Origin of the sequence: Streptomyces sp. NBC_00258 (assembly GCF_036182465.1) — a bacterium.
Classification (GTDB): domain Bacteria; phylum Actinomycetota; class Actinomycetes; order Streptomycetales; family Streptomycetaceae; genus Streptomyces.
Window position 1 is genome coordinate 9261030 of record NZ_CP108081.1, and the last position, 12889, is coordinate 9273918.

Annotated in this window: 9 protein-coding genes; 1 reads left to right on the plus strand and 8 read right to left on the minus strand. The window is 70.3% G+C overall.

The annotated features are described in order from the left end of the window. Positions 1–95 precede the first annotated feature (95 nt). From OG718_RS41280 to OG718_RS41310, 7 genes are all read right to left on the minus strand, one after another. Positions 96–4034 (minus strand): polysaccharide biosynthesis C-terminal domain-containing protein, encoded by a 3939-nt coding sequence (locus OG718_RS41280; RefSeq protein WP_328846594.1) that lies wholly within the window; start codon positions 4032–4034, stop codon positions 96–98. After that, positions 4027–4863, minus strand: coding sequence for a polysaccharide deacetylase family protein (locus tag OG718_RS41285; RefSeq protein ID WP_328846595.1), 837 nt, complete (start codon positions 4861–4863; stop codon positions 4027–4029). Before OG718_RS41285 ends, OG718_RS41280 begins: the two co-directional genes overlap by 8 nt. Next, positions 4860–5846, minus strand: a complete 987-nt coding sequence (locus OG718_RS41290; RefSeq protein ID WP_143635866.1) for a glycosyltransferase family 2 protein — start codon at positions 5844–5846, stop codon at positions 4860–4862. Before OG718_RS41290 ends, OG718_RS41285 begins: the two co-directional genes overlap by 4 nt. Further along, the gene (locus OG718_RS41295; RefSeq protein WP_306940790.1) at positions 5843–6661 is read right to left on the minus strand and encodes a glycosyltransferase family 2 protein; all 819 of its coding nucleotides are present in this window, start codon (positions 6659–6661) and stop codon (positions 5843–5845) included. The genes OG718_RS41290 and OG718_RS41295 overlap by 4 nt, the downstream gene beginning before the upstream one ends. 365 nt (positions 6662–7026) lie before the next feature. Then, a complete protein-coding gene (locus OG718_RS41300) occupies positions 7027–8121 on the minus strand; it encodes a GNAT family N-acetyltransferase (protein WP_143635860.1) in 1095 nt (364 codons plus the stop codon). 1 nt (position 8122) lies between these two features. Further along, positions 8123–8500: a hypothetical protein gene (locus tag OG718_RS41305; protein ID WP_260694999.1), complete on the minus strand. Its 378-nt coding sequence runs from the start codon at positions 8498–8500 to the stop codon at positions 8123–8125. A 333-nt stretch (positions 8501–8833) separates the two neighbouring features. Further along, positions 8834–10042 (minus strand): S8 family peptidase, encoded by a 1209-nt coding sequence (locus OG718_RS41310; protein WP_328846596.1) that lies wholly within the window; start codon positions 10040–10042, stop codon positions 8834–8836. Positions 10043–10357: 315 nt separating this feature from the next. Between OG718_RS41310 and OG718_RS41315 the strand changes: the two genes are divergently transcribed. Beyond that, positions 10358–11167: an SGNH/GDSL hydrolase family protein gene (locus OG718_RS41315; RefSeq protein WP_143635856.1), complete on the plus strand. Its 810-nt coding sequence runs from the start codon at positions 10358–10360 to the stop codon at positions 11165–11167. Here the strand turns inward: OG718_RS41315 and OG718_RS41320 are convergent, their stop codons facing one another. After that, on the minus strand, positions 11168–12853 hold the full coding sequence (locus tag OG718_RS41320; RefSeq protein WP_328846597.1) for a serine/threonine-protein kinase: 1686 nt from the start codon (positions 12851–12853) through the stop codon (positions 11168–11170). Positions 12854–12889: the final 36 nt, after the last annotated feature.

The following is a 12889-nucleotide window of genomic DNA, read 5'->3' on the forward strand; positions in this document are numbered from 1 at the left end:
GGGTGGCTGCGGGGCCGTCGTGGCTTGTCGCGCAGTTCTCCGCGCCCCTGACGGGGCGCGCCCACTCCACCCCGCCATCGCCACGAAGCCCCGCCTCACGCCATCGTCAGGAATCTCTGGATCAGCGATGCGAGCAGCACCGCAAGCAATGGCAGTGAGAACCAGAAGCTGCCCTGGAGCCATTGCAGTTGCCGCACGCTCGGGCGGACGGCCACCCGCACCACCTCGCGGGTCGTCAGCAGCACGATCAGGGCGATCGCCGCGAGGCCTCCGACGACCGACCAGGGTGTCCAGGTCACCTGGGGGCCGATCGGACCGGGGTCGGGCTCGGCGACCTTGCCGCCCGGCTGTTTGCGCAGCGCGTAGATCGTCACGTCGTCGTTGGCGAACGTCTTGCGGAGCTCCGGCCGGGTGTCGAGGTGGTGGACGAGCCGGGTGTCCCAGGTCTTGGAGTAGCCCACGTCCAGCTGGAGATAGGTCACCTGGCTGCGGTTGACCATGAGGAACGAGTTCGGACCCGCGTCCTTGAGGGACTTGACCAGGCCCGACACCAGGACCGGGTCGGGTGGCGCCAGCGTCGGCAGGTACTCCACCTTCTCCATGTCCCGCGCGCCCCAGGGCATCGAGGGCGTCACGTTGTTCACCGTGTCGTCGCTGAGCCACAGCAGCCGTACGGTCGGCTTGTCGTGCGCGTACACGTACTCCATGGCGGCGACCTCGCCCGGCCGGATCCGCTCGAAGGGCTCGTTGCCCCAGCGGGCCACCAGGAAGCCGCCCATCAGGACGAGGCCCGCCATCAGGGCGGCGAGCGGGGCGAGGCTCACCCGGTCCTTGTCCCGTTCCTTCGCGGTGACGCCGGTGCGCGGGAAGAGGGCGAGTGCGGCGAGCAGGGCCGCCCCCGGGAGGGCGAACATGAAGACGCGCAGGGCCATTTCGCCGCCGTACGACTGCATGCCGAAGCCGAGGAACGGGACGAAGGTGAGGACCAGCAGCGACCGCTCGCGGTACTTGTGGTCGCGCCGCCGCCACCAGCCCCAGCAGGCCAGCGCCATCACACCGCCGGCCAGCGCCACACGCGCGTAGAGGACGAGCTTGTGGCTCGAACTGCCTTCCCCGATACGGCCGGAGACCGACGAGGACACATTGCTGCCCACGCCGCCGACCCCGCCGAACAGCTCGTCGAAGTGCCCCGACCAGTACGGCTCGGCGAGGAAGCCGATCCACACGGAGACCACGACGGCGAACAGGATGGGCAGGCCGCGCAGTTCGGAGCGGCCGATCAGGACGAGGACCGCGAGGACGCCCAGCATCACGAACGGCGTGAGCTGGTGCGCCGGGACGGTCGCCATGAACAGCCCGATCAACACCATGAGCAGTACGGCCCGTTGGCGCCGGTCGGTCGGCTCGACCTCCAGCTCGCCGGGCCGCGCCTTCGTCCACAGCACTCGTGGCGCCCGGAACCACACGAGCAGGATCGCCACGAAGACGAGGTAGAGGAGGTACGTGAAGCCCTGCGGCGAGAAGTAGTCCTGGCCCACCCAGCCGCTGAGCACGAAGATCCAGATGCCGGTCCACTTGGCCCGCCAGCTCGCGCGCATATGGCGTACGAGCAGGAACAGCGGTGCCAGATAGAGGAGTTGCATGGCCGTAGGCCACCAGCGGATGACCTCGGTGAGGTCGTCGATCCCGCAGGCCTTCGCGACGAACGCGGCGCCCGCGAAGAAGCCCGGCCAGCTCCAGCGCGCGTCCAGGTCGGGCACGGCGGACCCGGTCCGGTCGATGTAGTCGATGAACCCGAGGTGCTGCCAGGCCGTCGCGAACCGCGGCTCGGTCTCGATGACCGCGGGCAGCGCGTGCAGCGACACCACGGTGGCCAGCAGTGTGACCAGCAGCAGGGCCCGGTGCTCACGGCCCAGCCAGAGCAGCGAGGCGAACACCGTGACCAGCAGACCGGCCCCGACCAGTGTCGGCGTCGGCAGCACGGAGACCAGGCCGAGCCCGCCCATCCGGTCGAGGTCGCGCTCCCCGAGTCCGGCCGCGGGGACCCAGTACAGGACCAGCGCGGCCGTCAGCAGACAGCCGAGCACCACCCCTAGCCGGGTCGGCCGCAGCCGCTCCCACCAGGACACCGGCGGCGCGGGCGGACCGGACCGCCCATCCGTCTCCTGCCCGCCCGTCTCACGCGCGAGCCGCGACGAGCGCTGCTCGCGTACGGCCCTCGACGCGCCGGACGCGCTCCGTTCGCGTACGCCCTCCGACTCGTCCCCGGACCTGCTCGCCGACGACTCGAAGGGGGCGTCCACCTCGACCTCGGACGGGCCGAGTGAGGTCTCGGAGCCGGGTTCCCGTTCCTCGACGGGCAGGCCCACCTCCACACGAGCGGGCGGCAGTTGCAGGGGCGCCTTGAGCGCCCAGGTCGGCCGGTGGTCCGGCCGTGGCTCGCTGCGGTGCTCCGGCCGTTCGACCTTCGGCGTCCCGACGGGCGGGGTCCCCGGACCGGGCCGTACGTCGGGCCGCCGCTCCAGGTGGTCGAAGTCCAGCTGCACACCGAGCGCCAGCGTGTCCGTGTCGAGGCGCTGCGCCCAGGCCGGGCCGCGCCCCTTCTTCGGCCTGCCCTGCTGCGACGCGGGGACCTCGCGGGCGCCCAGGTCCGCCAGGTCGCCGTCGGGCGCCGCGCCCTCGGGCACGGCGTCGGCCGGCGCGGTCCTGACGATCCGGTACAGCCTCGGCGCGGCGAGCGCCACGATGACCGCGAGGCTGGAGATCTCCGCGACGCCCGCGCCGGTCAGGCCCATGCGGGGCAGCAGGATCACCGTGAGGCCGAGCACCAGCAGACACAGCAGGCCCTGCAGCCAGGCGAGTCCGGAGGTGCGGCTCTGGGCGCGCAGCACCGCGAAGTACGTCTCCATGACGACCCGCAGCACCGCGCCGACCGCGAACCAGCGCAGCAGCGGCGTCGCCGCGTCCGCGTACCCCTGGCCGAACACGCCGAGGATCCACGGCGCCCCGAAGAACAGCACACCGGCCACCGGCAGCATGATCCGCGCCATCCGGCGCAGCGCGGCCCGGGTGTTCGCGGCCAGCCGCGCCGGATCGTGCGAGCCCTCGACGGTCAGCGAGGCGCCCATGTTGATGGCGAGCAGGTTGACCGTGCCGCCGATGGTCGTGGTGATGTAGAAGTACGCGTTGTCGGTGGAACTGACCTGCGCGGCGACGATCACCGGCACGAGGTACACCACCGCGAGCGAGAACAGCGAGCCCGTGTAGTCGCCCGCGAGGAACCGCCCGATCTCCCTCGTGCTGGGCGGCTCGGTGTGCTCCGCGGTCGCCTTCACATGCCGCGGCACCAGGCGGCGGAACACCAGCCAGCCCAGCGGCAGCACGGACACCGCGATGGCCGCGACCCACGACACGAAGACACCCATGGTCGGGATCGCCGCGGCGAACGCCACCAGCAGCACCAGCTTCACCGCCGAGAACACGGTGTTGCCGACCGGCACCCACAGCGCGCTGCGCAGCCCGGTCAGCACCCCGTCCTGGAGCGTCAGCACCGACCAGGCGACTACGGCCCCCACGAAACCGACGGCGATCAGCGGGCTGTGCAGGAAGCGGTACGAGGAACCCCAGAGGCTCAGCGTGAGCAGGAAGAGGCCCGCGGCCAGCGCCACGACCACCGAACTGCCCGCGTACGTGCGGAAGATCAGCCGTCCGGTGCCTCGTCCCGCGACCGGGATGAAGCGGGCGAGGGCGCCCGTCAGCGTCACCGCGGTGAGTCCCGCGAGGAGCTTCATCGCGGCGATCGCGGCGGAGCCCTGGCCGACCGCCGACTCGGAGTAGTACCGGGCGGCGGCCAGCCAGAAGCCCAGCCCCAGCACGGCGGAGATCCCGGTGTTCAGCATCAGGGCGTAGGCGTTCCGGAACAGCGGGCTGCCGCCGGACGACCGGCCGAGGCCGGGCAGGCGAAGGCGGCGCCCGGACCGCTCGGGTGCCTCGGGCGTGGGAGTGTCGGCCTGGGCCGTGGTCGTGTCAGACACGGGAACGGATGGCCTTCCGGCGAACCTGTCGTGCTCTGCGGACCACGGCGTACCCCTTGGTGAGGGCGCGGTCCCTGGCGAAGGTACGGGCGATCGCGCGGCCCTCCACGAGCCGCTCGAACTCCTCGATACCGGTGCTGCGGCGCACGGTGACCCGTCGCAGCGCGTACGGCCCCTGGCGGCGCCGGGCGAGGCTGTTGCCGACGGCGAGCGACTGGGCGAACCCGGCCTCGCGCACGATCCGGCGCACCCGGCCGCTGGAGTAGCCGTACGGGTACGCGAACGACGCCGGGCGCACGCCCAGTTCGTCGGCGACGATCTCCCGGCAGCGCAGCAGCTCGAACCAGAGCGCCTCGTCGGTCAGCTGGTCCAGCTGCGGATGCGTGTGGCTGTGGCCGCCGATCTCGACGTCCGCGCCCGCGAGTGCGCGCACCTGGTCCCAGTCGAGCATCTCGTCGAGGCCGCCCCCGGTGTCGTACGCCCCGCGCAGCCAGCCGGTCGACACGAACAGCGTGGACGCGAAACCGTGCTCGGCGAGCACGGGCAGCGCGTGCCGGTGAACGCCCTCGTAGCCGTCGTCGAACGTGATCAGCACGGGCCGTCTCGGCAGCGGCTTCGACGCACGCCAGCACTCCGCGAGCGCGGCGGTGTTGACCGGCGTGAACCCCAGGTCGCCGAGGAGCGCCATCTGTTCGGTGAACGCCTCGGGCGCCACGGACAGTGCCCGGGTCGCGTCGTTGGGCGCGGTCGCGACGGAGTGGTACATGAGAATCGGCACGCGCGCATCACGCGGATCCCGCGCATCACGCAGATCACTCGGATCACTCATCGTGCTGCCCCCTCGATCCGTACGACCGAGAACGTGGCCCCACCCCTGCGTGCCCGGACGCTGCCGAGTACGTACCCGCCCGCCGCCGTCACCACTCCGGCGACGATGGCGGCCGCCCGGCCCGCGCCGCCGGGGCGGGCGAGCAGCGCGTCACGCAGCCCGCGCGCGACTCCGGCGGGCAGCACACGCGTGGTGTAACGGCGCTCGGACTCAAGGCCCTTGCCGGCGCCCACACTCCGCGCGACCAGCGCCTTCGACAGACCCTCGGCATACGTACGCGTACGGAAGTACGCGAAGTGCTCGCGCGCCTCGGGCACCCGGTGGTGGATCACCGCACGGTCGTCGATCAGCAGGATCGCCTCCGGCCGGGCGTGCGTGAGGCGGATGCACAGCTCCGTCTCCTCGCAGCCCAGCGGCCGCTTGTCGCCGTCGCGCCCGATGCCGGTCGCGAAGCCGCCCGCCGCGTCGAAGGCGCTGCGCCGGAACGAGGCGTTGCCGCCGAGCACGTTGCGCACCTGGACCCGGCCGGGTGGCAGGCCCTTGTACGTGCAGCCCACGACCCAGTCGAACTCCTCGGGGAACCAGGCAGGCCGGCGGCCCGACGCCCAGATCGGCATCGTACGGCCGCCGACGGCCATGACCAGCGGATCCTCGTACCCCTCGGCGAAGTGGAGCAGCCAGTCGCGCTCGGCCACCGCGTCGTCGTCGAGGAAGGCGATGACGTCGCCGTACGAGGCGGCGATGCCGGTGTTGCGGCCCGCGGAGAGGCCCCGGGGGCCCGCGTTGGCGAGCACCCGAACCCCTTCGGTCTCCTTGTACTCCTTCGACAGCCGGTCCAGGAGCGCCTGGTTGTGGTCCACCACCAGGAGCGTCTCCAGGGCAGGCCTGGACTGCGCCAGCACCGAGTCGACCGCCGCGAGGATGTCCTCCCAGCGGTCCTCGGTGTAGACGCAGACCACCACGGAGATGTCCAGGTTTCTCAAGACACCTCTCCCGGCCCGGAGTTGAGTGCCACGGCGTGCGGACGACGGCGCAGCGAGCGCCGGTTGGAGCGCTCCTTGAGGATCACCTTGAGCACCCGCAGCCCGTCCCGCACGGCACGCAGATTGCTGGAGCCGTGGATCCGGAGGTACTCGTGGCTCGGTATCTCCTGGACCTTGAGCCCCGCCTTGACCACCCGGATGTTCATCAGGGTCTCCACCTCGAAGCCGGTGCAGTCGAGGTCGATCTTGTCGAGGCAGTGCCGCCAGAAGGCGTTGTAGCCGTAGCAGAGGTCGGTGTAGCGGGCGCCGAACTTACGGTTGACGGCCGTGCACAGCGCCCAGTTGCCGAGCTTGCGGATCGGCGTCATGTCGTCCGTGCCGCCGCCGTTGGCGAACCGCGACCCCTTCGCGAAGTCCGCCCCGGAGACCAGCGCGGAGACATAGCTGACGATCTCATGGCCGTCGGCCGAGCCGTCCGCGTCGACCATGACGATGATGTCGCCGGTGGAGGCCGCGAACCCGGTGATCAGGGCGTCTCCCTTGCCCTTGCCGACCTGCTTGACGACCTTGACGTCGGGCCACAGTTCGCGGGCCACTTCGACGGTGTTGTCGGTGGAATTGCCGTCGACGAGAACCACTTCGTGGATCCATCCCGGCAATGTCTTGAAGACGTACGGGAGATTCTCCGCCTCGTTCATGGCGGGAATCACGACGCTCACCGGAGGCGCTATGGCCAGGTGAGTCGATATGGGCCGGTACTTGCCGACCGTGAACGGATCCTGGCCCGAAACCGCCGGGCGCACAACAGAACTCATGAGTCTGATCCCTCTCGTCCGGTGGACCGCCCGCCCCTGGGCGGTCCGGCATTTTGTCCGGTTCGAAAGGGGGGTTTTGTCACTTACGGCATGCCGAAATCGATCTCCGTGCAAGCCGGGTGAGCTGGCAAAGCTGGCCGACTGGCTGGGTCGGTCGCGCGGCGGCACTCGGCACAAAAGCGGTCACCGAGCACGGCACCCCCCTACCGCGCCCCGCGCCGGGCCCTCTTCGCGATCCTGAGCCCTCCCCTGAATCGCATGTGCATGATGGTCCGATGCGGGTGGATGTACGACGGTATTGATGATTGAGACGATATGGCAAGGCCTGGAACGTGGCCTCACATTTTTGTTGATTTGGACGTTACCTAACGGCCCGAGCGGATTTTTCCCATCCGTTTGAGCGCTTTGTCGGCCGGCTCGAACAGCTCCGGCCGAGACAGCACCGCGTTCCGCAGCGCCCGGACAGGGGCGCGCCGCGCCCGGTGCCCGAGCGCCACAGGGTGGCGGCGCGTGACCAACCCCTCGGACACGGCGAGTTCGCGTGTCTTCAGGGAGTCCTTGTATTCCTTCTGCCCCCGGCCGAGATCCAGATAGGCGATGCCGTCGGCGGCAGCCGCCTCGGCCATGCGCAAATGCAGGACAAGGCCCGGGGAGTACTTGGAGAACGCCGGGTCGTACGCGGGGAACCAGCACGCCAGGACGCGCCCGGAGCGCAGTCCGAAGTGCGCGGCGATCGGCTTGCCGCCCGCGTAGAGCACCGACAGGATTCCGGCGAACGGCTCGGAACGGGTGTGGAAGAGCTGGTGCGTGAGCCGGGTGATCCAGGGCTGCGCGAAGCGGTCGCTGCGTCCGGTCCTGCGGTACTGCGCCGACTTCCATCCCATCAGCGTGAGCAGCGCCTTGGGATCACGCTCGTCGTGCACATAGTGGACCTCGCCGTGATCGCGGCCGAGTTTCCGGTCCTTGGCCAGCGTGGTCCGGGTGAACTTCGGTGACCGGGCCCGCAGTTCGGCGAGATACGTCTCGTACCCCCGGTCGACGTCCATGACCGGGGAGGGGAAGGTGCCGGAGGCCTCGGCCTCGAACGGCTCCTGGCCTTCCACCAGGTGGTCGAACTCCCACACCGCGAGCCCGCAGGCCCGCAGCAGCTCCCGTGCGTCCCAGGTGAAGCCGGGCCCGTGGACGAGGCCCTGGCAGTCGGAGACGCCGAGGCCGACGGCCCGGCCGACGCCGGTGGTGGTTCTCTGGAACGGGAAGAAGGCCACCGGTTCGCCGCTCTCCCGGACGACCGCGATCCGTACGCCGCGTCGGCAGCGTCCGACGGCGAGAGTGAACTCCGGTGACAGGAACGGGTTGGCGAGTTCCGGTGAGCCGTGCAGATGGGCCTTCGACTGAAGGGCCGACCACGCCGCCCGGTCGGCGGCGGTGAGTTCGCCGGGGCGGTACACGCTGATGTTCACGTCAGGAAGCCCGTCTTCTCACCGTACGGCCACGGAACCGCCGTACCAGGACCAGCAGGAGAATGAGGGAGCTGAGCGCGGCCACGGCCGCGATTCCGCCACGGACCGACCACCGGTGCACCGCGAGCATGCCTTGGGCGACCAGAAGGTTGAGAGCTACTGCTGCTGACAGAGACGCAATGGTGCGGCCGAACGGTTCCATGCCGCGCAGTGCGATTCCGACCGCGGTTCCCGGAGCGGCCAGCAGGAAGAAGAGCGCGAACGGGGCGCGCAGCGGCGAGTCCACGTCGGTCAGGGCCAGGACGGCTCCGACGCCGGCGATGGCCGCGGCGGCGCCTGCGAGCAGGGGGAGCAGGTCCCTCCCCGGATCCTGGTCCAACCGCTCGTCACCACCCGATGGAGATGGGTCCGATGAAGATGGCTTGCTACGTAAGGTCTGCATTGGCGACTTTGCCCCCCGACGCGCCGGATGCCGGGCTTCAATGTGGCCCAGCGGTGCGGGGGGCGTCAAGATGAGGGCGCCGTTGATGTTTGGCTGCGGCGGCGTTGTGGCTGGTCGCGCCGTTCCCCGCGCCCCCTAAAAGATTGCGCAGTTCCCCGCGCCCCTGTGGAGTCGGCCCGCGCCGCCCCGAAGAAGCCGGCCGCGCCCTCCGACAAAAGATTGCGCCGTTCCCCGCGCCCCTTGAAAGGGGCGCGGGGAACGGCGCACGTGTTACGGGACGATCTTCAGGAGGCGGTTCGGGGAACCCGTGCCCGGGCTCGTTACCTTGCCGGTGGTGGCGCCGTTCACGAGGGCCGTGGCCACCTGGGCCGGGGTGGCCGAGGTGTGGCCCGCCAGGTAGACGGCGGCCGCGCCCGCGACATGCGGGGTGGCCATCGACGTACCGGAGATGGTGTTCGTCGCGGTGTCGCTGGTGTACCAGCCCGCCGTGATCGACGAACCGGGGGCGAAGATGTCCAGGACCGAGCCGAAGTTGGAGTAGCTGGCCTTGGCATCCGTGCTGGTGGTGGCGCCGACCGTGATCGCCGAGGCGACGCGGGCCGGGGAGTACGAGGAGGCGTTGGCGCTGCTGTTGCCCGCCGCGACCGCGTACGTCACGCCGCTCGCGATGGAGTTGGCCACCGCGGTGTCCAGCGTGGTGGACGCGCCGCCGCCGAGCGACATGTTGGCGACCGAGGGACCGCTGTGGTTCTGGGTCACCCAGTTGATGCCCGCGATGACGCCGGCGGTGGTGCCGGAGCCCGCGTTGTCGAGCACGCGGACCGCCACGATGTTCGCCTTCTTGGCGATGCCGTAGGTCGAGCCGGCGATGGTCGTGGCGACGTGCGTGCCGTGACCGTTGCCGTCCGAGGCGGTGGTGTCGCCGTCCACGGCGTCGTAGCCGTAGCTGGCCCGGCCGCTGATCTGCGAGTGCGTGATGCGTACGCCGGTGTCGATGACGTACGCCGTCACCCCGCTGCCCGCCGAGTCCGGGTAGGTGTACGTGCCGGAGAGCGGCAGTGACGTCTGGTCGGAGCGGTCCAGGCCCCAGGGGGCGTTGGACTGCGTGGTGTCGGTGACATGCACCGTCTGGTTCTGCTCGACCACGGCCACCGACGGGTCGGCGGCCAGTCTCTTGGCCTCGGCCGCGGACAGGGTCGCCGTGTAGCCGTTCAGTGCGGCGCCGAACGTCTTCTTGACCGTGCCGCCGTACTCCTTGATCAGACCCTTGCCCTCGGCCGACGAGGCCTTGAAGTCGACGCCCTTCTTCAGCGTGACGATGTAGCTGTCCTTGACGGCGGTGGGGGAGCCCGCCGCGAGGACCCGGCCCTCGGCCGGCGCGGCCTGGGCGGGAAGCGCGGTGACGGCGCCGAGCAGGGCGGCGGTCGCCACGGAGGTTATCGCGGCGATCCGGATCTTCTTGCTACGCAGCTGTGCCATGCGAGGGAGTCCTCCTCATAGGCGGCGTGCGCCTGGGTGGGGCGCACGTCTGTGGGGGGTGCGCGCGTGATCGCACGCACAACCAGGAGCGTTGCGTTCCGCTACCGGTCGAGACATCAGCGTGATCGATCTACGGGGGTAGCTCAAGGGAGTTGACGCTTTGTCACGCGCCTGTCATGGACACGCAATCGAACGCACAGTGAACGCACAGCGGAGGATCCGGTAGGTCCGGAAAAGTCTTGGCATGGACACTTCCTGTCAACACGCGTAGCTGCTACGAAAGTTACGGCAGAGATCCTGCTAAAGGGAGGTTCCATGAGACGTTCCCGACTTACGGCATACGTGACCTCGCTCCTCCTCGCCACCGCCTTCGCCCTCACCGGGGCAACGGCGGCCCAGGCGTCCCAGCAAGCAGCAGCCACGGGCTATGTGGCCCTCGGCGACTCCTATTCGTCCGGTGTCGGCGCGGGCAGCTACATCGGCTCCAGCGGCGACTGCAAGCGCAGCACGAAGGCCTACCCCTACCTCTGGGCGGCCGCCCATTCACCCTCGTCGTTCAGTTTCACGGCCTGCTCGGGCGCTCGTACGGGTGATGTTCTGGCGAACCAGCTGGGCCCGCTCGGCTCCGGCACCGGCCTCGTCTCCATCAGCGTCGGCGGCAACGACGCGGGCTTCTCCGACGTCATGACGACCTGTGTCCTGCAGTCCGAGAGCGCCTGCGTCGCCCGCATCAACACGGCGAAGGCGTACGTCGACTCGACGCTGCCCGGCAAGCTCGACTCGGTCTACTCGGCGATCAGCGCGAAGGCCCCGGCCGCCCATGTGGTCGTGCTGGGCTATCCCCGGTTCTACAAGCTGGGCGGCAGCTGCCTGGCCGGCCTCTCCGAGACGGAACGGGCCGCCATCAACAACGCCGCCGACTACCTGGACAGCGCCATCGCCAAGCGGGCCGCCGACCACGGCTTCACCTTCGGCGACGTACGCCCCACGTTCACCGGCCATGAGATCTGCTCCGGCAGCGCCTGGCTGCACAGTGTCAACTGGCTGAACATCGGCGAGTCGTACCACCCGACGGCCTCCGGCCAGTCGGGTGGCTATCTGCCCGTCCTCAACGCCTCGGACTGATCACTGCCGAGGCCCGACCGCTCCGTTCGGCGCGAGCGCCTGCGGATCGTCGGAGGAGGCCCCGCCCGTCGGGGCCTCCGTCTCGCACGTCACCGAGAAGGGCACCTGTTCCGACTTCGTCTCCTCGGGACTGCGCACCTCCACGCCGATCTTGTTCTCGTACGTCCCCGACGCGTCGTACGTCGTCACGATGACCGAGTTCTGCTTGGTCTTCCCGCCGTTCGCGGGGAACGACAGGGTCTTCCAGCCCGGGTCGGACACCTCACCCGACTCCGTCACCCAGCGGTACTCCACGTCCGCCGGCACGACCGTCACCGTGAACGTCGCCGTGAAGGTCGGAGCCTCGGCGTCGGGCGGCGGGCAGGCGCCGGTGTAGTCGGTGTGCGAGCCCGAGACCGTGACCTTCACGGACTGGGTGGGCGGCTTGGTGGTCTGGCCGCCGCCGGTGGTCGAACCGCCGTCGCTGCCGTTCGAGCCGGAGCTCTCCGTGGTCGAGCCGCCGTCCGTGCCGCCCCCACTGCTCCCGCCGTTGTCACCGCCGCCCGTCGAGCCGCCGGTGTTCGACCCGCTGTTGGTGGTGTCGTCCCCGCCGCCTCCGTTGTCCCGGTTGACCAGGGCGTACGTCAGTCCCGCGAGCGCGATCGCCAGCGCGGCCAGTCCCGCGATCACCACGATCGTCGCGCGCCGAGGATGGGCGGGCCCCGTGGTGGTCGTCGCGGACGGAGCCTGCTGGGGCGAGTAGGCGGGCTGTGTGTAGGCGGGCGGTGTGTATGCGGGAGTGGGGGCCGACGGGGTCGGGGCCGGCTGCGGCAGCGCCGCGATCGTCGGCGCGTAGGCGGCGCTGCCCGTCTGGGGTGTGCCGCCCGCCGCGACGAGCCGGAGATCCCGTTCGGCGTCCTCGGCCGACACACGGTCCGCCGGATCCTTGCGCAGCAGGCCCTCGATCACCGGGGTGAGCGGGCCCGCGCGGAGGGGCGGCGGCAGTTCCTCGTCCACGACCGCCCGCAGGGTGCTCAGCGGGGTGTTCTGACGGAACGGCGAGTTGCCCTCGACCGCCGCGTAGAGGAGCACACCGAGCGACCACAGGTCGGACTCGGGTCCTGGTGTACGTCCCAACGCCCGCTCCGGGGCGAGGAATTCGGGCGAACCGATGACCTCACCGGTCATGGTGAGCGCCGAACTGCCCTCGACCGTGGCGATCCCGAAGTCGGTGAGGACCACACGGTCGTCGTTCGACAGCAGTACGTTGCCGGGCTTCACGTCCCGGTGCAGGACCCCCGCCTCGTGCGCGGCACGCAGCGCGGCGAGCACCTCCGCTCCGATGTGCGCGGCGCGCTGCGGAGACAACGGGCCCTCGGCGTCCAGCAGATCGGAGAGCGCGATCCCGCGGATCAGCTCCATCACGATCCACGGGCGCCCGTCCTCCGTGGCCACGTCGTAGACCGTCACCACATTGCGGTTGGCGACCCGGGCGGCCGCCCACGCCTCGCGTTCCAGCCTGGCGTACATCCGCTCGGCGTCAGGACCCGGCAGTCCGCCCGGGGCCCGTACCTCCTTGACGGCTACCTCGCGGTGCAGCACCTCGTCACGGGCGCGCCACACCGTCCCCATCCCGCCCTCGCCCAGCGGAGAGAGCAGACGGTAGCGCCCCGCGATCACTCGTTCACTACCCGGCTCTTCGGACACGGGCGTCCCCCATTCGCATCCGCACGATTCTGAACA

Bases quoted from the DNA above. Each gene is read 5' to 3' on its own strand.
- OG718_RS41285 (WP_328846595.1), bottom strand. From the start codon at position 4,863: ATGAGTGATCCGAGTGATCTGCGTGATGCGCGGGATCCGCGTGATGCG.
- OG718_RS41295 (WP_306940790.1), bottom strand. From the start codon at position 6,661: ATGAGTTCTGTTGTGCGCCCGGCGGTTTCGGGCCAGGATCCGTTCACG.
- OG718_RS41310 (WP_328846596.1), bottom strand. From the start codon at position 10,042: ATGGCACAGCTGCGTAGCAAGAAGATCCGGATCGCCGCGATAACCTCC.
- OG718_RS41315 (WP_143635856.1), top strand. From the start codon at position 10,358: ATGAGACGTTCCCGACTTACGGCATACGTGACCTCGCTCCTCCTCGCC.